The sequence below is a fragment of the Gammaproteobacteria bacterium genome, from assembly GCA_029881255.1.
Classification (GTDB): domain Bacteria; phylum Pseudomonadota; class Gammaproteobacteria; order S012-40; family S012-40; genus JAOUMY01.
In genome coordinates this window covers 107,611-130,037 of record JAOUMY010000011.1, presented here as the reverse complement: position 1 = coordinate 130,037, position 22,427 = coordinate 107,611, and the positions used below count along the sequence as shown (strand labels likewise).

The 22,427-nt window shown below is 48.4% G+C and carries 22 protein-coding genes; 10 read left to right on the top strand and 12 right to left on the bottom strand.

Features of this window, described 5'->3' with window-relative positions; genetic code table 11:
* Nucleotides 1-385: 385 nt before the first annotated feature.
* A complete protein-coding gene (locus OEZ43_17635) occupies nt 386-1,444 on the bottom strand; it encodes a hypothetical protein (protein MDH5547409.1) in 1,059 nt (352 codons plus the stop codon).
* Nucleotides 1,445-1,551: 107 nt separating this feature from the next.
* Here OEZ43_17635 and OEZ43_17630 point away from each other — a divergent pair, with 107 nt between their 5' ends.
* On the top strand, nt 1,552-2,364 hold the full coding sequence (locus tag OEZ43_17630) for a methyltransferase domain-containing protein (GenBank protein MDH5547408.1): 813 nt from the start codon (nt 1,552-1,554) through the stop codon (nt 2,362-2,364).
* Here the strand turns inward: OEZ43_17630 and OEZ43_17625 are convergent, their stop codons facing one another.
* Nucleotides 2,365-3,009: an MBL fold metallo-hydrolase gene (locus tag OEZ43_17625; GenBank protein ID MDH5547407.1), complete on the bottom strand. Its 645-nt coding sequence runs from the start codon at nt 3,007-3,009 to the stop codon at nt 2,365-2,367.
* Between the two features lie 109 nt (nt 3,010-3,118).
* On the opposite strand from OEZ43_17625, the gene OEZ43_17620 reads away from it, so the two are divergent.
* The 4 genes from OEZ43_17620 (at nt 3,119) to OEZ43_17605 (ending at nt 6,475) form a co-directional block, all read left to right on the top strand.
* Complete coding sequence (locus OEZ43_17620; GenBank protein MDH5547406.1) at nt 3,119-4,291, top strand: hypothetical protein; 1,173 nt, start codon at nt 3,119-3,121, stop codon at nt 4,289-4,291.
* A gap of 101 nt (nt 4,292-4,392) precedes the next feature.
* Nucleotides 4,393-5,022: a hypothetical protein gene (locus tag OEZ43_17615; GenBank protein ID MDH5547405.1), complete on the top strand. Its 630-nt coding sequence runs from the start codon at nt 4,393-4,395 to the stop codon at nt 5,020-5,022.
* A complete protein-coding gene (locus OEZ43_17610; GenBank protein MDH5547404.1) occupies nt 4,988-5,410 on the top strand; it encodes a hypothetical protein in 423 nt (140 codons plus the stop codon). The genes OEZ43_17615 and OEZ43_17610 overlap by 35 nt, the downstream gene beginning before the upstream one ends.
* A gap of 138 nt (nt 5,411-5,548) precedes the next feature.
* Complete coding sequence (locus OEZ43_17605) at nt 5,549-6,475, top strand: spermidine synthase (protein ID MDH5547403.1); 927 nt, start codon at nt 5,549-5,551, stop codon at nt 6,473-6,475.
* Nucleotides 6,476-6,607: 132 nt separating this feature from the next.
* Here OEZ43_17605 and OEZ43_17600 read toward each other — a convergent pair whose 3' ends face one another.
* The 4 genes from OEZ43_17600 to OEZ43_17585 all read right to left on the bottom strand — a co-directional run bounded on the left by OEZ43_17600 (nt 6,608) and on the right by OEZ43_17585 (nt 12,320).
* Entirely contained in the window at nt 6,608-9,493 is a 2,886-nt protein-coding gene (locus tag OEZ43_17600) for an EAL domain-containing protein (protein ID MDH5547402.1), read from the bottom strand.
* A gap of 232 nt (nt 9,494-9,725) precedes the next feature.
* Nucleotides 9,726-10,271: a DUF924 domain-containing protein gene (locus tag OEZ43_17595; GenBank protein ID MDH5547401.1), complete on the bottom strand. Its 546-nt coding sequence runs from the start codon at nt 10,269-10,271 to the stop codon at nt 9,726-9,728.
* Between the two features lie 20 nt (nt 10,272-10,291).
* Nucleotides 10,292-11,656 carry a HAMP domain-containing histidine kinase gene (locus OEZ43_17590; protein MDH5547400.1) on the bottom strand — a complete coding sequence of 455 codons (1,365 nt, stop codon included), beginning with the start codon at nt 11,654-11,656 and terminating at the stop codon, nt 10,292-10,294.
* Complete coding sequence (locus OEZ43_17585; GenBank protein ID MDH5547399.1) at nt 11,643-12,320, bottom strand: response regulator transcription factor; 678 nt, start codon at nt 12,318-12,320, stop codon at nt 11,643-11,645. The genes OEZ43_17590 and OEZ43_17585 overlap by 14 nt, the downstream gene beginning before the upstream one ends.
* Before the next feature lie 567 nt (nt 12,321-12,887).
* Between OEZ43_17585 and OEZ43_17580 the strand changes: the two genes are divergently transcribed.
* On the top strand, nt 12,888-13,295 hold the full coding sequence (locus tag OEZ43_17580; GenBank protein MDH5547398.1) for a response regulator: 408 nt from the start codon (nt 12,888-12,890) through the stop codon (nt 13,293-13,295).
* Between the two features lie 162 nt (nt 13,296-13,457).
* On the top strand, nt 13,458-13,661 hold the full coding sequence (hfq, locus tag OEZ43_17575; GenBank protein MDH5547397.1) for an RNA chaperone Hfq: 204 nt from the start codon (nt 13,458-13,460) through the stop codon (nt 13,659-13,661).
* Here hfq and OEZ43_17570 read toward each other — a convergent pair.
* The 4 genes from OEZ43_17570 to OEZ43_17555 are packed head-to-tail and all read right to left on the bottom strand — an operon-like array spanning nt 13,658 to nt 19,059.
* Complete coding sequence (locus OEZ43_17570) at nt 13,658-14,011, bottom strand: DUF3301 domain-containing protein (GenBank protein ID MDH5547396.1); 354 nt, start codon at nt 14,009-14,011, stop codon at nt 13,658-13,660. The genes hfq and OEZ43_17570 overlap by 4 nt on opposite strands.
* A 44-nt stretch (nt 14,012-14,055) precedes the next feature.
* Nucleotides 14,056-16,350, bottom strand: coding sequence for a response regulator (locus OEZ43_17565; protein ID MDH5547395.1), 2,295 nt, complete (start codon nt 16,348-16,350; stop codon nt 14,056-14,058).
* A complete protein-coding gene (locus OEZ43_17560) occupies nt 16,343-16,897 on the bottom strand; it encodes a YfiR family protein (protein MDH5547394.1) in 555 nt (184 codons plus the stop codon). Before OEZ43_17560 ends, OEZ43_17565 begins: the two co-directional genes overlap by 8 nt.
* A gap of 2 nt (nt 16,898-16,899) precedes the next feature.
* Nucleotides 16,900-19,059 (bottom strand): TonB-dependent receptor, encoded by a 2,160-nt coding sequence (locus OEZ43_17555; GenBank protein MDH5547393.1) that lies wholly within the window; start codon nt 19,057-19,059, stop codon nt 16,900-16,902.
* A gap of 104 nt (nt 19,060-19,163) precedes the next feature.
* Between OEZ43_17555 and OEZ43_17550 the strand changes: the two genes are divergently transcribed.
* Both OEZ43_17550 and OEZ43_17545 read left to right on the top strand, forming a co-directional pair.
* A complete protein-coding gene (locus OEZ43_17550) occupies nt 19,164-20,108 on the top strand; it encodes a DUF523 and DUF1722 domain-containing protein (protein ID MDH5547392.1) in 945 nt (314 codons plus the stop codon).
* Nucleotides 20,109-20,146: 38 nt separating this feature from the next.
* The gene (locus OEZ43_17545) at nt 20,147-20,404 is read left to right on the top strand and encodes a GIY-YIG nuclease family protein (protein MDH5547391.1); all 258 of its coding nucleotides are present in this window, start codon (nt 20,147-20,149) and stop codon (nt 20,402-20,404) included.
* Here OEZ43_17545 and OEZ43_17540 read toward each other — a convergent pair.
* Entirely contained in the window at nt 20,382-20,960 is a 579-nt protein-coding gene (locus OEZ43_17540; protein ID MDH5547390.1) for an NYN domain-containing protein, read from the bottom strand. The genes OEZ43_17545 and OEZ43_17540 overlap by 23 nt on opposite strands.
* Before the next feature lie 168 nt (nt 20,961-21,128).
* Nucleotides 21,129-21,629: a hypothetical protein gene (locus OEZ43_17535; GenBank protein ID MDH5547389.1), complete on the bottom strand. Its 501-nt coding sequence runs from the start codon at nt 21,627-21,629 to the stop codon at nt 21,129-21,131.
* A 203-nt stretch (nt 21,630-21,832) separates the two neighbouring features.
* Between OEZ43_17535 and OEZ43_17530 the strand changes: the two genes are divergently transcribed.
* Nucleotides 21,833-22,402: a hypothetical protein gene (locus OEZ43_17530; GenBank protein MDH5547388.1), complete on the top strand. Its 570-nt coding sequence runs from the start codon at nt 21,833-21,835 to the stop codon at nt 22,400-22,402.
* Nucleotides 22,403-22,427: the final 25 nt, after the last annotated feature.

Here is a 22,427-nt window from a genome sequence, read left to right as displayed (position 1 = left end):
AGCTTGTGGTCTCTGTACCTGGTTGACGATGAAAATCTACAGCAGAGAAGGCGCTCGCGGTTAATCCACAATAACACCGATTTTTGAAAAGCCCGTCATCCGTGAGGATTTCGGGCTTTTATTTTGTCTGTAGAAAAGTGTGATGTAGTGCCTGTTATTTTTTTTTGTTTTGGCCTTGGGGTGTCGTTGATTGAGGTCAGTGGTGTTGGGTCAGGTTCGGAGGGGTTGGGCATACAAAACGCGCTGTGAACCCATCCATGGGCGCTCGACGGCCGCGTCCATGCGGCCGACGGTTTTGTATGCCCAACCCCTCCGAACCTGACCCGTCAGCAGAGTGCAAGTATTGGCAATATGAAAACACCTACAATGTTCCAAGGTGCAATACTCACAACTCAAAAACCTTCAAATGAGCCTTCAAAGCCGGGCCACAATCACTACCTTCCGCGCGGTATATCGCCAGAATCTCATTCGCATGCGCTAACCAGGGTTGGTGATTAACGGCGGTATCGGTAAACGAGGAAGAAAAAGGCGCGTGCGGGTGATTTCGATAGACCTGGACTAACTCAGGCCAGATGACTTTGCGAAAACCCTCAAGATTCGCCATGTAAAAATGTATCGAGGCGAAATTCTCGTCTTCGAGTAATGCCGGCAAGGTCACCAATGTGTCCGCAAGATGATCTCGCACCGCACGACAAATAATCTCACTACGCGAGCCCTGGACAGCGACAAGCAGTTTTTCCCAGTCACCGCCGAGTAATTTACAGGCAGCGATTTCCCCTTGCTCGTGCAACCAGGCGCTGTAAATCTCAATGCCACTCATCTGGTTAATTGCGCGTATTGGATCATGCTCAAAAGGGTAGGCCTTAATCGCCCGCGACATCGCATTATCAGCACGCTTTAGCCGCCACTCTTCATACTTGCCCCAGATATAGTGTTGCAAAGCCTCTTTGCGTAAAAAAATGCGGCTATCAATAGAGTGTGCCGGATTGGCCGTCAGGTCACGCGCGTATTCCTGCGAGGTGACGAATATCCCTTGCTCTCTATCGGTGAGAAAAGGAATCTCATTGCCCAAGTGAAAATGAATCTGCCCACCGCGACCGATACCTGCGCTATAGATCAGTCCACGCGTCGCAAGTGTCTTGTTAACGCCAGCGGTATCAAAGGCATCGAACTCCTCGCCTTCGATACATAACGGTGACATCTCTTCCTCAGCAACGACATCCCAGTGTCGCTCGCGTTCGTTAATCCATTTGCCCAGTTTTTCACGCGGAATAGAGGCATTGAGTGGTAGCTGATGCATCCAGCGAAAATAATCGCGCATTTTGAGCAGGTAAATACACATGGGGTTTTCCTGTGCATTTTGGGCGTCGGCGATATCGCAATTGTGCTGTATCGTTTCGACAAGCTGGTGTAGTTCAGCATCAACTGTCTGCGGGAGTTTCATGGGCAATACCTCAAGCGAGTGTATTCGCTTCATGATGCAAGAAACATGGCGTGTCGACAAGCGCGACGTTATGATGTTGTGAAATTCGACACAGGAGTAGGTGATTAGTGGACAGCCCAGAAAAAAAAGAAAATGTGAAAAAGACCTTTAATACGGTTGCGGAAGGGTATGGCGGCCCATCGATGGCTTTTTTCCAAAGTAGCGCAGCGGCCTTGCCCGAGATTTTGCAATTGCAGGGAAAAGAGCATGTGTTGGATGTCGCGACGGGGACAGGGCTAGGCGCGTGTTCACTCGCTGCACAATTACCACATGGGCGCGTTACCGGCATCGATTTCTCCAGTGGCATGTTAGAGCAGGCGAACAAAAATGCCCGCGCCAAAGGACTGGATAATATCGATTGGCAGATGATGGATATGCAAGCCATCACATTTGATGACGCGCAATTCGATGTGGCCAATTGTTCCTTCGGCATCTTCTTTGTCGATGACATGGTCTCTACTCTAAAACACATCGCGAGCAAGGTCAGACCTGGTGGCAAAATTACCTCTTGCGCATTCTCGATGAGTTCGTTTGAACCTAATGTCGATTTGTTTTTGAATCGCATTCAAACCTATGGCATTGAGCTGCCATCAATAAGCTGGCATCGCGTCGGCAATCAAGACCTGTATCGCGAGCTTTATGAAAGCGCGGGACTGCGTGACATATCGGTGCAGGAAAAAAATCTAAGTTTTACCTTCGATAGTGCAGACAGATGGTGGGATGTGATTTGGTATGCGGGTTTTCGTGGCCTGGTTTCGCAGTTAGACGAGCAGCAGCTACAGGAATTCAAGCGTGATCACTTAGCGGAAATCGCGGCACTCGATAAAGGCAACGGCGTGCCCATGAACATCACTGTGAACTTCGCCTTGGGCTATGTGTAACTAGGCGGTTTCTGGTTGAGTCAGATAGGGATTAAACAGACGCTCATGCCCGAAGGTCGATGTCTCTCCGTGTCCAGGGATGAACAACACATCATCACCAAGAGGCAGAAGTTTATTCAGGATACTGTCGAGCAAATCCTGTTCGTTGCCACCAGGGAAATCCGTGCGACCGACAGAGTGACGAAAGAGTACGTCACCAACGAAGGCCATGCGAGATTGTGGTTCAAAAAACACCACGTGGCCTGGGGTGTGTCCGGGGCAGTGGATAACGTCGAGTTTTAGTTCACCGACGTGGACTGTATCCCCATCGTTGAGCCATTGATTAGGAGTCAGCACCTGCATACTGGGGAAGTCAAAAAGTTTGGCTTCTTCGGGTAGCATTTCCAGCCAGTAGGCATCGGCTAGATGAGGGCCAATGACCGGAATGTCGAGTTTTTGCGATATCGCCTGCGCAGCGCCGACATGGTCAATATGGCCGTGGGTGAGCAGGATTTTTTCCAGATGTAAACCTTGTTGCCTGGCAATACGCAAGAGTTTGCCCGCGTCACCACCTGGGTCGATCAGAGCCCCATTGCGTGTATGCTCACACCAGATAATCGAGCAATTTTGTTCAAAATGGGTAACGGGGATGATGCGGTATTTCATGGCCCTTTCCAGGTGTGGGTGGCTTGCAATCTAACACAGTGGCGGGCATTGTAGGGAGGGTCGATTAATCTATTCTTTAGGGCCGGACTCAGGGGGCTGACGAGTGCAGATGTGTCATCCTGTCAAAGGCATATGTATCATATTCGGTCTGTTTTTCAGCGCCCAGACCCTGTCAGCAGAGTCTGTGGCACTGGACAATATCATGGCCCGTATTGCGGCGGTGGTCGCGCAGGAATTTTCCATGCTCTGGTCCACTACCACGCTGGATGAAAAGCAGATAGGGACAATACAACGCGATATGGCGGCCATCCAGTCGCTTTTCCAACAGGCGGTGCCGCTGATTCAACAACGGTCTGACGCCTACCAACTGACTCTGGACGTCATGCTGGAAAACCTGGCGCTTGGTCTGAAGGCGGCAGAAGAGCGTGACTACACATTAATGCGCAATCGCTATCGCGTGGCCACGCGTCTGTGCAGCGCCTGTCACACTCAGGACCAGCATCTTCGCCATGTGTTTGCAGGTTTGCCGCGCGACCGTTTCCAGAGCGATCTCGAATATGCGGAATTTAATTTCGCGACGCGTCACTACGAACAGGCGCAGTTATATTTTGATCGCTACATACGTTTAACAAAAAAAGCTGGCGACCAGGATGTGATCAAAGCGGTGCAGCGTTTGATCACGATATATGCTCAGGTGCAGAACCGACCCCTGGATGGCGTGACAACGCTACGTAATTATCAGGAGTTGCCGCGGATGAAAGACGCTGACACTCGTCTTTATCTGCAGGGCGCTATCGAAGGATTGACGCAGCTGGACGCACGGATGAGTAATTCATCCGATGCCGATTTTGCGGCTCTGGAGGATTTAGTAACACGTCTGCTTGGCGCCTATCTGTCGCCTTCGCCGGTGATACATTCCTCACCGGCTGAGGAAGTGCAACGTGTGTGGTTGCGGGGTTTGCTTTATCGTTACTTGAATGAAAAGGCGGAACGCACACAGATGCCAAACCTGCTGTACTGGTTGGCAATACTCGATCGAGCTTTAGGGCGCGGTGATATTTCCATGACCGATGTCTATTTGAAGGCGTGTATTCGGCGCTACCCCGAACACGCTTTTGCACGCCTGTGTTACAGGGAATACGAAACCTATTTGCGCCAGTTTTATACGAGTTCCACGCAGCCGGTGTTGCCGCGTGAGGTTGCGGAGGAACTTGCCGAGCTGCGCCGGCGTATGCCAGCGCAAGCACGCCGTCAGCACGGCAAGGGTTTGCCTGCTGAATAAGAGTCGCTGGACTTCGCTGCGTATATCTCGCTGAATGGTAAGCGCTTACTATAATGGCATGTATTGTGAATTAGTCAGGCAGATACACAGAGGTAACGGTTATGACTGAGATTCGTTATTGGGGTGGGTCTACATCCGCACACACTGTTCACGATACCCAGACACGTAAGCGTCACGATGCACTGTCGCGCTATACGCAGGATTTCCAGTCTGAACTGCTGGATTATATGCAGCCAAAGAGTGTTGGCAGCGCAATGGCGACAGGTAAAACCAATAGTCTTGCGGGCGCATTCGGGGGCAAGGGCCCGCAGCTCATGGATCTCGACGTACCCGGTATTGAAAAGGTATGGGCGGCGCAACTGAGTATGCCCGAGGCCTATCTCAATTTGGGTGGCGATAGTCAGCAGAATAACTCGGCTGATCTCACCGGTCTCAGTAGTATGATTGATCTGACTGTTCAACAGCACATGCTTAGAGCCCGGCAGTCACTCGGCGAGGCCGAATATGCGTTTGATGAACTGGTCGATGATCTGGAGACGATTGAAAGTCTGAATCAAGGTGTGGATAATTCCAGTTACGATTCACTCGAGGCCTTTGTGTCGGCGATGCAACAACAAATAGAACAGGCATCCCGACAATTTGGGGTGGCAGAAGGTGAGATAGAGCAACGACTCACCAGCGACATGCAGGAGCACGATGAAACGCAACGACGAAGAATTCGTACATGGTGATCGACGGCTGTTAAAAAACTGGCTGATTCTGATCTTTATATACGTGCTGTTTCTGGTGTGGTTGGAGCCCATTATCGATTTTTTTCTCACTCTGCGCGCGCCTGACATGGAATTGGGGGCGATAGAAAAATACAACATGCAGAAGACGTATATTGCGACGGTTGCCTTTGGCGTGGCGCGCAGTTTTCCCATTTTATTATTCATGTGGTTTGGCTATCAGGTCATGTTGACCTCGCAACTTCCACCTAAGGGGATGCGGTTGCCGTTTACCGTGCGTCTGATCAAGGAAAAAAATGCGCGCAATATGGGAATGCTAATCATCGTCGTTGCCTTGATTTTGTTGTTCAGAGAATTTAGTCTGATTAACCAGGTATATCCGGTGTCGTGAGCTGCTGAAACATCATGCGCGGCGAATACGACCGCTCTAATAAGGGTAATAACAAAAGATAACAGGGAAGGGGCGTTCTTTGGCGCGTTTGCCGTTTAGGGCAAACCCCGCGTTCAAGGAATGACAAAGGGGAAGCGCATGAATCTATATCATTCTACTTATTGTTATGAAGTAGGGTCTACACACGAGCGTATATCGATCGATATACAGGAATGTCTTTTTTTCGGGCGATCACCAGTTCAGCAGATTTCAATTTGTCAGACACAAGCGCTGGGCAAGATATTGCTTCTGGATGGCGTTTTGCAGTCGTCGGAAAAAGACGAATACCGTTATTATGAATCATTGGTCCAGCCCGCGATGTTGTCTCATCCCAGTCCGCGAAGCGCATTGGTGATCGGTGGCGCTGACGGCGCGGTTGCGCGTGAAATCCTGCGTCATCCGTCTATAGAACGTCTTGTGATGGTGGACAATGATGAGTTGTTGATTGACCAGTGTTATATCCACCTGCCAGAGTGGCACCAGGGTGCGTTTGATGATCCACGGCTTGAGTTGATAATCGACGATTGTCGGCGCTATGTGCGAAATGTCCAGGAGCGCTTTGATATCATCGTCATTGATAGTGGTGATCGTTTGGTCAGGCGTGACTTTGGTCGGCATTTGATTTCACATGAATTCATTGATGATGTTTCCAAACTGCTTACGAACCGTGGCGTGATGACATTACAGGCGGGCTCAGTATCGGTAGGCAAGAATGACAGTTTTGTTGATAGTCTGAAATATATTGATGGCCTGTTTAACTATCGTCAGCCTTACTATACCTACGTGCCCAGTTTCTGGTCAGAGTGGGGTTTTATCGTCGCCAGTGATGCCTTCGACTTTGAGTTGTTATCGGAGGCAGATGTGGATCTGCGCATCAAGTGTCGGCATATGTCGTCTGACCTCAAGTTTATCAATGGTCGTACCATACACACGATGGCGATTTTTCCGAAGGATGTTTCCAGCGCTTTTGATGGGCAACTCAATATACACGCCGGCAGCGAAATCGTATTGAATAATGTGGTGTAAACAGTAGACGAAAGTGTTTAGCGCCAGACGGTTGAGGCCCTGTGCCTGGTATAGAAATTTTCAGTAGATGGAAAGTAAATGCGTTCGATTTATGTTGTACGAGAGGTGTAGCCGAGGCAGTTTTGGGGAGATCTAGTTTTTGTTTTTCTTTTGAACGTCGGGGCAAGGCATGGTGCCGTAGGAGCAGAACACGCAGCACTGGCCTTTCTTAGGTTTGAGCATGGTGTTGCAGCCTTTGCATTCGTGATAGTACTGGCAACTGTTAGTCGGCATGATGGTGATTTCGGAGTGACCACATTCAGGGCAGGTCAGTGTAGAGGCAAGTATGGTTGAGTCTTTACTTGGAATATAAAACGGCTGTGGTTTGGCGATGACAAAACCCTGGGCAAAATCGATTCCCAGCTCTCTTAGGAGCTCAAGAGTCTCCTGGCATTCCACGAACTCGGCAATCGTCTTTATGCCCATAGCGCTGGCAATCCGGTGTATGGAATCAACCAGGGTTTTATCAACACTGTTGTTTTTGATGTCTCGTATAAACTCACCATCAATCTTTAAATAATTTACCGGCAAGTGTTTTAAATAAGTGAACGAACTCATGCCCGCGCCAAAGTCATCAAGCGCGAATTGAAATCCTTCGTCTTTGAGTCGTTGTATGAAGCGCTTGGCGTTAGACAGATTTTCGATGGCAGCGGTTTCGGTAATCTCAAAACAAATCTTCGATGGATCAACATGCAGTTCTTCCGTTAGTCCCAATATCAAGCATAAAACATCGTCACTTTCCAGTGATTGTCCTGACAGGTTAATGGTATAGCAATCGTTTTGTACGCCGGCATTTTGCATTTGCACGTGGAAGTATTCAAATACTTTGCGTATCACCCATTGATCGATAACCGGCATAAGTTTGAAGCGCTCGGCTATGGGGATGAAAGACATAGGCGACACAATATTTCCATCAGGCTCTCTTAGACGGAGCAAAATTTCATGCCGCGGCGTGTCTCTGCCAGAGTCGTGTAAGGACATGATTTTTTGCCTGAACAGGCAAAACTGATCTTCCTCTATGGCCAAATGTATGCGCGTTGCCCACTGCATTTCATTTTTGTATTGCATCTGCGACAAGTCGTCTGGCTTATAGATATAGACGGTGTTTCTTCCGCGGTGCTTGGCAAGATAGCAGGCGGCGTCTGCAGAGCTGAGTACCTCGGACAGATTACCGCTATCGGCGTTAATCGGCATAAGCCCGATGCTGGCGCTGATTTTGAAACTTCTACCTTCACGCACGAAGAGGTGGGTGTGTATTTTGTGGCGTATGGATTCTGCCGCTTTCTTCGCAGCATCAATCGATGTGTTCTGTAGCAAAATGGCAAATTCATCGCCACCGATGCGGGCCACAAGGTCACCTTGTTGCACGCTTTCCAGCATCAGTGATGAGACTTGTCTCAGCAACTCGTCACCTGCGGTATGTCCACTGGTGTCGTTAATGACTTTGAAATGGTCAACATCCAAAAACAGCAAAACATGTTGCACCTTGTCTTTGTGTGATGCGTCGATATATTTCTGTAGCACTTTCTCAAATTCGTGGCGATTGTATATTCCCGTCAGGGCGTCGTGACTGGCCTGGTAAGACACCTTGTCTATCAGATTTTTGAACGTGCTGTTATTGTGAAATACCAGTACGTTGCCCACGATGCTGTCATCGTGTTGCTTGATCGGTCCAAAGGTGCAGGCGACATGTAGTTCTTCGCCTTGTCGGGTGAGCAGTGTCGCGCTACGTGAGTGGTGCGCGGATAGCGCCGCTTGTGAGTCATCCGAGTTGAGCAGGGCAAATATCGATTTGCCCGTCGTTTCATCCAGAATATTGAAAATGTCTTGCACCGGCTGTCGGCATGCTTCCTCAGACGACCAGCCCAACATGCGTTCCGCATTGGGATTGAGGTATTCGACAAGGCCATGCGCGTCTGTTGTGATTACGCCATCGGACATTGAACTCAGTGTGATTTGCGCGCGTTCCTTTTCCATGAACAAGCGCTCTTCCGTACTGATACGCTCCATTTCCGCCACTGTGCGGGCAGCAAATATTTTCATGACCGGGAGTATATTGTCTTCGCGTTCAATTTCTTTGTCATGCATAACCACCAGAACGCCTATCGTCTTGCCGCCGGAGTAGGTGAGCGGGAGTGCCCAGCAGCTTTTAACATGCATCTGTTGTTGCGTGTTCTGTCCGGGAAGTAGATGTTTTACTGAGTCTTCACAAAAACAGGTATTGCCCTGGCAAGCGTTTGTTTTGTGACGTTCAATTCGATATTCGAAGTTGTCGATATGTTTACCGTCTTTGCAGACGGCAATAGTGCGAATATGCGAGCCATCATTGATCAGTTCGCCGATATAGGCATAACGAACTGACAGGGCATCGCTCAGATGTTCCACCACCGAGAGAAAGAAGTTGTTGCCTATTTCGGCACCCACGCCTTGTACGATATTCATCAAGGTCTGACCGTCGCGTTGACGTTCCTGAATTTCGCGGTAGAGTTTTGAGGATAAGGTGTCGAACTGTTGTTCCTGCATGAAACGATCTACGGCGAGTGCAAGCGTATACGTAACAGCGTGTAGGTTGCCGACGATATTTTCATCAAATTCATTATTTTTTTTCTGACCGAAAAAAATCGCGCCTATCGGGTTGCCACTGACCATTAACGGGATAGTCAGGAGATTCATATCTTCAAAGCTATCCAGGTAATAGCTTGCGTCGTCGCTGCGTTTTGTAATGTCGAGTGCCCGCTGTCCAATAAAACTGGGACAGTGACCAAAGAGATGATGTGTTGATAATTCCTGTTCGGCTTCATCGAAAATCGACAAGGCGCAAAATTGCGCTTGGCTGAGTGGACTCAGGACGTGTGCAAGGTTTTTAATCAGAGAAGCGAGATCCGGTTGCGCGGAAATATAGGCAAGGGCTGCCAGCCTGTTGTCTGGCAAACCGGTTGCCGCAACTGGCGTCGGACGTATGTTAATACCCTTGGACACAGCCACCTCATGCTATCTGTTTTAATACTGCGGGGGGTACTAATGCTGTATCGTCTTGATCTATAGATTCTTTAGGGGAATTCCGGACGCTATCCAAGACGCCAGAAAGAGCTTCAGCCGGGCAAGGAGAGTGAAGAGCGTCGAGGGGGATGGTTGCTGTCGGGCAAGCGCCTTCGGGAGTTAGGTAACTTTATGATATTAAAAAAGATAAATAGTCATAGGTGGAAGGTTGCTAACCATGGAAAGCGTCATCTGAATTTAGCCAGGCCTCCTCCTCTTCTGTGCATTGGCGTCCTAATGCGGCATTGCGATGAGGAAAACGACCAAAACGTTGTACGATCTGGCGGTGATGCTCAGCCCAGCGGGTTTCCAGTCCGGCCGCCGTGAACAGTTCGATGACTCTGTCCTGGTCGGCGAGGTCTTCACTGTGCATAAACGGCAAATAGAGAAACAGCAACTGCTCCTTGTCCATGTCGTGATCAAAACCCTGATGTATCGCCTCGGTAGCGACAGCACGGGCCCTCGCTTCAGTGGCAAAGCTGCGTGCCTGATCTCGAAACATGTTCAATGGAAATTGATCAAAGATAATGCATAAGGCTAGCGCGCCTTGCGGAGTGTTCTGCCAGTTGTCTAATTCTCCCCGACTCGCGGCTTCATAGACGCGTAGAAATTGTTCGCGTATGCGCGTGTCATCGTCGGGCGTCGATTGAAACCACACGGAGTGGTTATCCGGATGAAACCAAAAATCCAAAATGGTTTGCGCAGCAAATTCTGTCATTAAATTCTCCGAGTTTGTGGTTATATCAGAGTTAGGCGCAACTCGACGCGTAAACCAGGATGGTTGTTGTGTAATGAAATACTGCCTTTATGTAAATCCATGACGGCTTTAACCAGGCTCAAGCCGAGTCCGCTTCCCGGCGTACTTCTGGCGCTATCAAGACGGTGAAACGGTTCGAAAACACTTTCGTAATCTTTTTCCGGAATGCCGATGCCATTGTCGCCGACCGTGATAATGGCACTATTTCCTTCACTGGTCGCTGATAATGTTACTGCGGTATTCGGCGGAGAAAACTTGATGGCGTTTTCAAGCAGGTTGCTGATCGCTTGTGCAAGAAGCTGTCGATTGCCGATGACCTGAAGTTTTTCTTCTGTACGCCACAGTAGCTCACACTGTTTTTCCTCTGCAACAGCCTGGTAAAGTTCGGCCAATTCTTCGCACAGATTGGAAATATTGATGGTACTTGGCGTTTCACGGTTTATTCCTGCCTGTGCCTGGGCAATGCTCAACATGGCGTTGAATGTCTTGAGCACCTCGCCGATATCGTTAATCGTCTTTTCCATGGCTTCGCGATATTCTTCCGTATCGCGTGCGTTCAACAGCGTCACTTCAAGGCGGCTGCGCATGCGCGTGAGGGGGCTACGTAAATCGTGCGCAACATTATTCGTCACTTGACGCATACCACTAATCAAGCGTTCTATTTGCCCGAGCATGGCATTGAGTTTAACCGTCAGGGCCTGAAACTCATCTTCGCGCTTGGATAGAGGTAATTTGTTTTTAAATCCGGAGGCAATGGAATCCTGGATGCCGGTGTTGATACGGTTGATACGCAGCATTACCAGATGCCCCATGTAATAACCGATCACTACTGCCAGGATTATGGTCATGGCAATAGCAATCATTACGCCAGATAAAGTGTGTTCACGCAATTCATAGAACGCGTACTGCGACTCACTGATCACGATCTGGAAATCCTGACTCAAGGGATGGAACAGGATCTTCACCGGGATATGCGCGTCGTCTTCAGTGATATATTCCTTGTCCTCGGAACTCATGGGATTTTGATAGTTCTGGCCGAGAGACTTTAAGACGTTTTCATCTCCAACCAAAAATGTGCCATCGTTAAAGGTGAGGGCGTAGCGATGGTGAATCAGGCTGCTGGCGCGATTACGGAAATTGATGATCTCGATGACTTCTTCGAGGTCGCCTTCATCGTATATGGCTTGCAGTTCTTTGACTTCAGTTTTTAATGCGCGGTCGGATTGAGACTTTATCTCTTCCAGGGTGACGCGATAAACGGTTAAGAGGCTAACGGCGGAGACCAGAGCGAACAGTGCCGCGAAGCTGATAGAGATTCGGAATACGTTGGTTTTAACCAGTCTCACTGAGTTTATATCCGGAACCGCGTATCGTGTGCAGTAGTGGAGGCTCGTATCCCTTGTCTATCTTGTTACGCAAACGGCTGATGTGAACGTCGATGACATTGGTTTGCGGGTCGAAATTATAATCCCAAACCTGTTCCAGCAGCATGGTGCGTGAAATAACCTGGCCAGGATGACGCATGAGATATTCCAGTAGTCGGAATTCGCGTGGTTGCAGATTGATGTTTTTTCCAGCGCGAGTGACTTTGTGCTTAATCAGGTCTAGCTCCAGATTGGCGATACGAATCTTGGTCGAGACCTGATCGGGTTGCTTTCTACGTACCAGTACTTCGATTCTGGCGAGCAATTCGGAAAAGGCATAAGGTTTGGTCAGGTAATCGTCGCCGCCGGCGTGTAGGCCTTCGACGCGGTCATCCACTTCGCCCATGGCGCTGAGAATTAACACGGGCGTACTGACGTTCGCCGCGCGCAAGGCCGCTACGACAGAAAGTCCGTCGCGTCCAGGCAGCATTCGGTCAACTATCATCACATCATACTTGCCGGTGAGGGCCTGACCCAGACCGTCATTACCATCGCTGCTATGATCGACAACATGACCGCTCTCATTCAATCCCTTGATGAGGTAGCCTGCAGCTTCAATGTCGTCTTCGATTACCAGTATCTTCATACTTCTAATCATAATCATTTTTTAACGCAGAATCATTACCAAAATGTAATGTCTCAGCAATGCAGGTGAAAGGGTAAAGCGTGATAATGACATCACGACGAAACAATTGGAAACGTAAACGTTAAGGAGTAACCGGCTTAGGCCAGTGAAAAGACCGATTGTCATTGTTTTCGTTTACTGCTTTAAGCTGATTTGAGTGACACATTACATACTCTCGTGGGAAGCATGAATTTTACGAGCTCCAACCAAAGCAACCTTTAGTGGCCCACATGGGCCACTTTTTTTTGTAGAGAAAAATTCGCGTGTCGGCCTTTGCCGATATTGGCAAGCGCATCCAATACGCAGTCGTCAGGAGGACACAGAGTCGGCAGTATGTCGCACTATATTCCTTTCTCTTTGCGAGGTACGGCAGGGGCGTCGTCGTAGTTTTCGGCGTTCTTGCAGGGAAAAACAGCGGCAATCGTGCTCTGTGTCCTCCTGACGGTTGCCAGGGGGCTAATGGCTTAAGTCGAGCCGCATCTCTACCGATACAGTTTTCGGAATCAATCTGAAAAAAAGGAAATCGGTGTGAGCATCGAAAGCTACGACTTCAAAAAAGGAAAAGTAATTGATTCGCGCCGCCGTCGAGTAATATTGAGTAATTTCCCCCAGGAAGATCTGGATACCATGCAAAGTGTGTTGCGTGATATGCGTTTTCAGATTTTAGGAAAAGAAAAAGATATTCGCGCACTGCTCGAGCTGGTACGTAAGCACAAAGTTGGCGTGCTCTTTATGGATGCCGATATGCCTGATCTGGATGTTGCGCAAGTTGTCGGCGATATCAAAAGAAAATTCCCCGATATGTCCGTGGTATTGGTGAGTGCAAAAGTCGATAAAGAATTTGTGTTGCTCGCGTCCAAGGCTGGTGTGCAAGAGGTCTTGGCAAGTCCAATCAAGGCAGAAACCGTTCGCAAAATCCTGAGTTCAATTGATTGATCTTCAAGGTAATTCTATGGATTGTTGCTTGAAGATAAAATCGTAAGTAATTACTTACTCTCGGAAAAATTGTTTTGTTTTCTTGCATTTCACTGGACTCTTTGCAGTATTAGCACCATAATAAGCGCCCACTTAATTGTCGATATCAGAGTATTTTCAGGAATGAGCAAGCAGGCAGGAAACATACAGGATGAATTTTTAGCGGACATCGTGGCGCGAAAAGTCCCTGTGAATATTTTCTTGGTGAATGGAATTAAATTAGTTGGGACAATTATTCGCTACGATCAGTATTCTGTGGAAGTTTCACACGATATTTCACAGATTGTTTTCAAACGAGCGATTTCAACCATATTGCCAGAACATTAATCGTCTCCGTCCCGCATTTCCTCTATAGTCACTCCTTCGCTTACGGGTAAGTCCATCACTAGCGAGTATTTGTTCAGTCCGTGTAGGGCAATATACCCCTCGCGTCTGTCGGTGCCATCGCAACTGAATTCAAAACCAAAATAACGCAAGCCATAACGACGGCCATTCGGCGCCTTTTCCCAACTGAGCTTTTTCAAGGCAACGGTTGCATCAAGCAACTGAACATTCTCGCGCGCGCATGCATCGCGAGCGAGTTTCACTGCCTGTTCCCGTGCCTGCATGGTCTTCCACCAGAAGTGCGCCATCGCAGCCAGTAGCGTAATGACGAGAATATCGGAAAATTCGAGCATATAGACGAGAGATGTTTTCTCATGGGTTTAAGAGATGGCAATCTTTAGCCAGATCTCTGTACTTGTTCTTTCAATATGCCATCTATCTGCATCACCAGCTTCTCGATTGAGTAGCTGCCACGTTTAAAGTAGCCGGCAATAAGTGGCTCCAGACCTTCGGTTTCAGGTGCATCCATCTCCAGCATCGTCACCACGATGATAGGGATATGTTTGGTCGATTCATCAGATTTAAACTGCCTGATCGCATCCTGTCCACTCAGGTCAGGTAATATAACATCCGTAATGATCAATTTGGGATAATGTCGCCGCGCCATCTCGAATCCTGAGATTGCGTCTGCGCTTTCATAAACACGCCAACCCTGATCTTCGAACACGCTACGATACAGCTTTCGCACTTCCTTGTGACTGTCAATGATGAGCACTGACGCTTCTTTTTGTTTTCTGACGCAGGATTTGACGTATCCCAAGATGGTGTCCCGGTCCAGCGGTTTAAGTGAAAAATAGGGTACGCCCATAGCCGTCGATGCGGCTTTCTCGTCTTCGTAAGACATCATGATTATGGGGATGGACGACAGCGTTGGATCGGAGCGTAGATGCACCAAAACATCCCAGCCGCCGAACCCCGGCATAATGACGTCCAGCAAGATGACATCGGGATATTCATTGCTGGCGATTTCCAATCCCTCTTCACCTGAGGTTGCCGTCAGAACTTTGAATCCGTCCTTGGACAAAATAGTGGTGAGCAAATCCAGCGTCGAAACATCGTCGTCAATAACCAGTACCGTGCTGACCTTACTGCGACGCTCATCTTTATCCACAGCCGGTTGTTCCAGCGCGAACCGCAATCGTTCAGGGTCTATGGAGTTTATTCTCAAATGTGTATCGGATTGCGCTACGGAAAATTGCCGTTTGTCGTCGTATAAAGGCAGACGCATTTCGAACGTTGAGCCTTGGTTGACAGTGCTGTTAACCCGAATATCACCACCGAGCATCTGGCAAAATTTCTGAGTAATAGCTAATCCGAGTCCGGTGCCACCGTATTTACGCGTTGTGGAAATATCTGCCTGAGTAAACGGTAGAAACAGTTTTTCCAGTTGCTCACTGGTCATGCCGATACCGGAGTCAGAAATCGTGACCTGTAACTGCTTTGGTTCCTCGTCCTCAAAAATTCTGACTTCGAAACCGATTTCACCATCTTGCGTGAATTTTGCCGCATTGCTGAGCAGGTTCAAAATACTTTGCTTGAGTTTGGTAACGTCGGTATTGATCTTAGTTCCCTCAGGCGGAAGCAGTGTGATGAGGTGATTATTGTTCTTTTGCGCCAGTGGCTCGATGGTGGCCAGTATGGTCTGACACATGTCTGTAATCGATATCTCTTCTATATAGATATCCATGCGGCCAGCTTCAATCTTGGACAGATCGAGAATGTCGTTGATAAGGGAAAGCAGGTGCAAACCCGAATCTCTTATCTTGCGCAAGTCCGGGAGTAATTCCTGATTACCGGATTCAACCAGGTCATCTTCCATTAATTCGCTATAGCCTATGATGGCGTTAAGAGGCGTACGAAGCTCGTGACTCATATTGGCGAGAAACTGGCTCTTGGCCTTGTTCGCATCTTCCGCTTCCAGTTTGAGGCGTAGTGCATTTTGCGCAACTTCGTGCTCCGCGTTTAGCTCTTTCTCTCGCTGGCGTATGCGTGCCAGCATGATTTCCGTGGCGTGCCAGACATTAATGATCTCCGTGCTGGCGTTAATTCCGATGCCGGGCATATTTTTGATATCCATGGATTCGGTGCCGGCAAGAAAATTGGAAAGTACGCTGAGCGGTCGTAAAAATTGTCGTAGCGCACGTTGTCCAATTACCATTAGTAAAACGCATATCGAAATGGCGCTAAAAATCGTTAGTTCGGAATTGCGTATGATTTTTTTGTACAAGAAATCGTTATACGTCATTTCCAACGTGCCGGTTAGCTCAAAAGTGCTTGGAGAAAATATGGGCGTACTGTTTTTAAAAATGCTGCGTCTGTCGTTGTTGACTTGAGTGAAGGTTTTACCGTCGTCAAGTTTCATGGCCAATTTGAGTATGAAAGGCGTTCCATAGCGTTCGTCTTTGAGCAGCATCAATTTCTGAAACAATATGTTCAGTTCGTCATAGCGTTTTTCATCGAGAAACTGTTCGAAGATCGGAACATAAGGCGTCATTAACAGATCGGCCTTGGTTTGTTCGCTTTCGTGTACAAAGGGAATGAATATCGCCACCCAGCCAATAATGAGCGAGATCAGCAGGAAAAACAGTGTGCCGAAATAGAGGCTGTTGATCTTGGTGGTGAGTTTATTCATACAGCTTGGAAACTCCCATGATCGCAGGTTTTAGCCTGATCCCCGATTTCTTAATGGTAGTAATATTGAAATAGGGTTGGATCTTGGCGCCGACAAAAATACTGGCGATTACGCCCGATTCCACGTCGCCTTCATAGGGAGAAAAAAGCAGTAATCCCTTGTCAGATGTTAGCTGGATGACTTTTTCTAATTCATTGCGTGATAGTGGTTCCACCAATAGCGCGCCGCTGAACGCTTGGGCTTCGCCAGATTCGAGGGTTTCGAGCGATATAGGCTCGACGATGACTTTTCGTCCGGCGATATTGGAAACTTTGCTCATAAGCAGTGATGCCGCGGATTGCGCATTTTCTGCGTGATCACGATAGATAAGCAGGAGGCGTATGTTGTCCTGTACCAGTTTCTTTTCTAAATCCACATCGACTGCAACAATGCGTGGGAATATGGAAATAGAAATCGCGAGACGACGCTCCTGGTCAGAGTCTGCATGCACGACACCTGCTATGCAGAGCAGTAAAGTGGCCAGAAGATAAGTCGTTCTACGCATCATGTTTAGTCAAACTCGTAACTCAGGTTGGCCCAGATTTCCCGCCCCGGTCGAGGGTAGTCGCTTGCAAAGGCGGGCAGAGTTTGTTGAAAAAATGAGACGAGTGACGCCGGATGATAAACCGCTTGATCGAGTATGTTTTTCACGCCTATGCGTAAGACCAGTCCCCGTGATAACAGATTGCTCAAGGATAGGCTGGCATTGAGCAGGTAATAGGATGACAACGCTTCACGGGTATCGCCGGCTTCGCGTTTGCGCGGCCCGATATATTGCGTATTGAGCGATAAGGCCGTATCGGCAACGGGTTTGTAATGTAAATCGGCATAGCCGAAGACGGTAGCGATATTCGGGATGGGTTGATCGCTGAGCGTGTCTCGAACCCGCAAGTAGGTTGCATTGGCATTGAAGGTAATATTGCCAGGAAAACGTTGTTGAAACTCAAACTCAGCGCCTTCTGTTTTTGTGCTTTCAAGATTCTGATACTGACCATTGCTATCTAAGATGATCAGGTCATCGAGTACGCTATAAAACGTCGTCGCCCTTATTCGCGTTAGCGCGCCATTGAAAATATAGCCAACCTCTGTCGACTCAATCGTTTCTGCCTCAATATTGGGATTGCCCGAGGTAACCAGATTGTTCTGCGCAAACATTTCGATGAACGTCGGTGGTCGAAAAGCCCGGGAAAACTGCCCCTTGAACACGTGACGATCCTGAATATTGTACACGCCGGCAATGCGAGGGTTTATGCTGCTACCAATCTCTGCATAGTAATCAATGCGTCCGCCGAACGTAAATGTGAATGGCTTCCATACGCGCCACTGATCCTGCGCGTATAAGCTGACTAGCGTGCGCGTGTTGCCTTCAGTTAGCCAGTTTTCGGAACCGCGAAATTCCGTCAGTGGAATTTCTTGTATGTTTCCGTCAGGCAAGAGCGCATGGTTACGTGTTGCCCAGGTATTGCCCTGTTGAGCAAACGAGGCGTATACACCGAGTAGTATCTCGTGACTTTCCTGCCGTGAATAGTTGAGTTCTATATTGCCTCTGACTTCATAGTCAGTGTAATTCGGACCGCCTAGAACACCGCTATCAAAATAGTTATCGTAGCCAGAGCCATTAGAAGTTGATGTGTCTGGAAATCCTGCGGGGAAAAATTGATGTTCTTTGCTGCGCAGGAAATAGGCGCGTGCACCGATACCTCCCTTCAACGAGCTGTGTTCGCTCAGGTTCTTAGTGGTTTCTAAGTCAGAAGCAAACGTATTAATCTGTCTTATTGGTGTGACATTTGATGGTAATGTGTTGGCGATACCGAAGTAGTCACCCATCGACTGTGAAAGAAAAATATTATCCCACTTCACATTTTTGTACGACATGTTGAGCGTAGATGTAAATGCCTGTTCAAATTCGTTGCTGGTGCCGGGCGAATTCGAAATGTTGTGGAACAGATCGTCTACAGCAGTATTGCCAGTACTAATGTCTTTCAAAAAGTCATTTCCCGCTTGCACGTTTTCGCCAGCCTGTTGCGAAACAGAAAAATTGAACGCGTATTTGAATGGATGGTTGCTGTTTGTATTGGCCCAGGCAAAGCCTGCGCCTTTGCGGTTTAAGTGACTGCCGAAAAAATAGGCCTGTTGATCTTGACGAGTAACGATATTGATAACGCCAGCAAACGCGTATTCACCATAAATCGCTGAGCCAGGGCCGCGAATGATTTCGATGCGATCAATCATCTGCACGGGAATGGCTGACGCCGTACTCGCCGCGCTCAATGTGGCGTTTTGCGGTCGACCGTTAACCAGCATTTTCACCTTGCCAGACGAAAAGCTCTTACCGATACCTCGCATGAGATAATGCGACTGACCTTCGTTCGATACGGTGATTTCGATGCCGGGGACGGTTTGCAATGCGTCGTGTACGGTATACAGTCCGCTTTCCAGTAGGTCATGCCCATGTAGTACGCTGACCATCCCGGGGACATAGTCGATATTGAGTTTGGTGCGTGTGGCGATGGCGGTGACCTGTTTCAACTCCTTGAGTAAGTCGTCGAGCAACGGGTCTTCGTCCAGCATGGGTAGGTTTTCCGCGGCGACACCTTGCGCCAGTCCAAGAAAAATGACGAGAAGCAGTAGGCGTATGCGTCTCGTACTCCCATGAAATCGAGTGTTCATGATTAGTAGGCCCTTACAGTGTTTCAAATCAGTGTATTAACTCAATAGAGATCGGCAAAAACGGGCTAAACTTGACTGAAATTCAGTAGCTTGGGATGAGATATATGGGGCAAATTCGAATCGGCGTCAGTGCCTGTCTACTCGGTCAGCCGGTCCGTTATGACGGGGAGCACAAGGTTTACTCCTGGCTCTCCGAAACCCTGGCGGTCCATGTCGAATTGCTTGGGATTTGCCCTGAAGTCGCTATCGGTTTGGGCGTGCCTCGGCCACCGATACAGCTGGTGATGGCGGCTGATACGGTCCGCGTCAGGGGAGTGGATGCGCCGCACACCGATTTCACCCAGGCATTGCGGGAATACGGTGTAACCGTCGCCTTACAAACAGCGGCGTATAGTGGATTTGTCTTCAAAAAAGGCTCTCCAAGTTGTGGAATTCAGGGTGTGAAACGCTTTCGCTCAACAAATGAATTTGAAGAGGATGGCGTAGGCATGTTTGCGCAGCAGATTATGCAGCAAAACCCTGATTTGCCAGTGGAAGATGAAGCGGGGCTTGATGATCCATATAGGCGTGACAACTTTCTTACCCGAATATTTGTTATGAAGCGTTGGCAAGACATACAGCAACAAGGCATAACGCCTGGCGCATTATTGATGTTTCATCAACACCACAAATTCTTGTATCAGGCGCATCATGAAGGTGGATATCGAACACTGGGAAGAATGGTGGCCGAAATGTCGGACCAGGATATCAACATTGTTGCGCAGGATTACTTTAAGACGATGATGCAGGTATTAAGACAGCATGTTACCCGTGACAGCCACGTAAACGTTCTGACGCATATCTATGGCTTTTTCAAAACACGCGTGAATGACGTCGAAAAGCGCCGCGTACTCCAGGCAATTGAAAAATATCACGCGGGGAAGCTCCCGTTGAATGTGCCAATCGAATCGATAAAACAGTGTTTACAACAATATCCAGATGAATATATTGCCGGGCAATGGTATCTCGAACCTTATCCCACTCAGTTGAAGCTAGCAGAAATTCTGTAGTATGGTGCCCGTTGTTGAACCTGGAATCCTGACTGACGATGAGTTGGTTTGTTTACATACTTCGTTGCGCCGATGAGACTTTATACACGGGTATAGCAACCGATGTTGAGCGCCGGGTGGAAGAACATAATTCTTCGCCACAGGCGGCAAAATACACGCGGGCGCGCAGGCCGGTAACCTTGGTTTATTCAGAAGAAGTACATTCGCGTTCCGCCGCAGCGAAACGCGAACATGAGATTAAACAATTAAACAGAAAGGCGAAACTGAGTCTGTTTACTCCACCTGAAACGTCGTAGGATTGGAATTACTGCTGCTACTACTGCCAGTGGTCGTCTGAGTTTTCTTTGGGTATGGTCGAGATTTTTTCGGCAGGCTAAACCAATCGTCTTTGCCTATTTCATGAAAATAGTCTGCTTCCTCGCGCAAAAGATTAGACGTTGCATGGGGAACTGCAGCGATTTCCACACGTACGCCTTCTACTTTTAGGTGTCTTACCAACTCAATGTAATCCGAGTCGCCCGACATGATGATAATCGTATCGACTTTGCTGGCCAGTTGCATGGCCTTGATGCTGAGCGGAATATCCGCGCTTTTGTGACAGGGCTGGACCGAACCGTGATAGTGCTGATGCAGTCGTTCCTGTAGCTTCTCTGAGATATAACGGCCTTCGCGAAAATAGACGAGACGATTCAGGCCCCGGTTGTCGAGTAATTTGGGTATCAGCGTATCGAAATTAAGCATGGTGTAGGGATCATCACTGGCGTCATGGATAGACCGCTCAATGTTATTGCCGTCGACCAGGATGGCGACTGATTGACTGATGCTGACCGTAGGAGTATTAGGTGTTTGCATGATAGCCTTTTTGCTGTGAATGATTTTGTTACCGGGTAAGACGGGTTTGATGATTAAAGCCCGGCTCTGGGCTGCGGAAGTATAGCAAATGCGGGCTGGAGTTTTAACAGTACAAATATAAACAGCCCGTATCCTTTTGGGGTACGGGCTGTTATTTCAAACCAGGTATCAGGAGTTGGGGAGGATGTTGTCGATCAGCCACTCATTGCATTTTTGCTGGCGGTCTATCCACAAGCCAACGCCTTTTGAGTTGCGCCTGATGACATAGGCTTCTGCGCGTCGTACATCACCGTCGATATTGAACAGTAATTCCACGCTGGTATTGGGATATAAAATCGTCGGCAGTGTATTGATGAACATGCCTTCGTATGAGACGTCAGAAATCTCTCCACGCAGATAGCCCAACTCATAAATGTCGAGCAATACGTTTGTTCCTTCCGATGGACGGCGCATGGATTTTCTGCGTTCCATATAGTTGTCATAGTCGCCACTTAAGGCGGTGTTTCCTGCATACATCATATTCGCTAACCTTGAATCTTGGGCCTCAGGAATGCGCATCCCGGAGTATCCGGAGGACATTGAACCAGTAACGTTTCCACTTTCGGCCAGACAATGTTTGTTATTGCGAGAAATAAGCATCGTCTTGGCAAGCTTTTTCGTCAGTTGCACACGATTACTTGAGCTTGGTCTCTTTATCGACCGCTGCGCTAAAGCTTCAAATTTTGGGCAGATGATTTTTTGGCAAGAAATCAATAGCCTGGTGAACTGTTAAGAAACGTTGCAATCTTTTACATTATTCGCGGTTTAAATTTCAGAGCTTGAGTAAGGAAATGCATTTATACTAGGCGCCTGTCGAATGAGGGGGGAGATCTGTGCCGGGTCCGTATAAAGATGATCAGGAAAAAGCGCGCGCTTTCCAGCGTGAGCAACGCATAAACAGACGCAGCACCTTGGTGTCATTTGTAGCGATTGCCATATTTATCTTGATTACTATCCCGTTTTTCCTGCAGGTTCGTTCGCCGTCAGATGTGCAACAGGAAATCGAACAGCACATGCAGGTATCGCCTTTGACGCTTGCGGCTCATTACAATGAAGCCGGCGCTGCCAATCTTTCGACCAATGATGAGATTGATCCCGATAAGGACATCGTGTTTGATCTTTCCAGTATCCGTCCTGTCAATGTCTCGCTTGCGGGAATGTTAGACGGAAAGAAACCCGATGTATTATTTCACGGCGCCAAAATCCCTCCTGGCCCGAAAAGACGTTTGGAACGCCGGGACCAGCCCTTTGTGTTTCGTATGGGGCAAACGCATACGGCGCGTCTTTGTCTGATTACCGCCTCCGATAGTGAAATTCTCCAGCAACGGGTCGATCACCTGAGCGAGACCTGGACAGTCATCCGACCCGAGGCTTGCGTGGAGTTGCATGCGATGGCTCACTAACCTCGGACTTCCTTGCATCACCGTA

Coding starts and splice junctions, on each gene's coding strand:
- OEZ43_17635 (MDH5547409.1), bottom strand. CDS start 1,444: ATGAAACTCCCGCAGACAGTTGATGCTGAACTACACCAGCTTGTCGAA.
- OEZ43_17625 (MDH5547407.1), bottom strand. CDS start 3,009: ATGAAATACCGCATCATCCCCGTTACCCATTTTGAACAAAATTGCTCG.
- OEZ43_17620 (MDH5547406.1), top strand. CDS start 3,119: ATGTGTCATCCTGTCAAAGGCATATGTATCATATTCGGTCTGTTTTTC.
- OEZ43_17615 (MDH5547405.1), top strand. CDS start 4,393: ATGACTGAGATTCGTTATTGGGGTGGGTCTACATCCGCACACACTGTT.
- OEZ43_17610 (MDH5547404.1), top strand. CDS start 4,988: ATGAAACGCAACGACGAAGAATTCGTACATGGTGATCGACGGCTGTTA.
- OEZ43_17605 (MDH5547403.1), top strand. CDS start 5,549: ATGAATCTATATCATTCTACTTATTGTTATGAAGTAGGGTCTACACAC.
- OEZ43_17595 (MDH5547401.1), bottom strand. CDS start 10,271: ATGACAGAATTTGCTGCGCAAACCATTTTGGATTTTTGGTTTCATCCG.
- OEZ43_17585 (MDH5547399.1), bottom strand. CDS start 12,320: ATGAAGATACTGGTAATCGAAGACGACATTGAAGCTGCAGGCTACCTC.
- hfq (MDH5547397.1), top strand. CDS start 13,458: ATGAGCAAGCAGGCAGGAAACATACAGGATGAATTTTTAGCGGACATC.
- OEZ43_17570 (MDH5547396.1), bottom strand. CDS start 14,011: ATGCTCGAATTTTCCGATATTCTCGTCATTACGCTACTGGCTGCGATG.
- OEZ43_17565 (MDH5547395.1), bottom strand. CDS start 16,350: ATGAATAAACTCACCACCAAGATCAACAGCCTCTATTTCGGCACACTG.
- OEZ43_17560 (MDH5547394.1), bottom strand. CDS start 16,897: ATGATGCGTAGAACGACTTATCTTCTGGCCACTTTACTGCTCTGCATA.
- OEZ43_17555 (MDH5547393.1), bottom strand. CDS start 19,059: ATGAACACTCGATTTCATGGGAGTACGAGACGCATACGCCTACTGCTT.
- OEZ43_17550 (MDH5547392.1), top strand. CDS start 19,164: ATGGGGCAAATTCGAATCGGCGTCAGTGCCTGTCTACTCGGTCAGCCG.
- OEZ43_17545 (MDH5547391.1), top strand. CDS start 20,147: ATGAGTTGGTTTGTTTACATACTTCGTTGCGCCGATGAGACTTTATAC.
- OEZ43_17540 (MDH5547390.1), bottom strand. CDS start 20,960: ATGCAAACACCTAATACTCCTACGGTCAGCATCAGTCAATCAGTCGCC.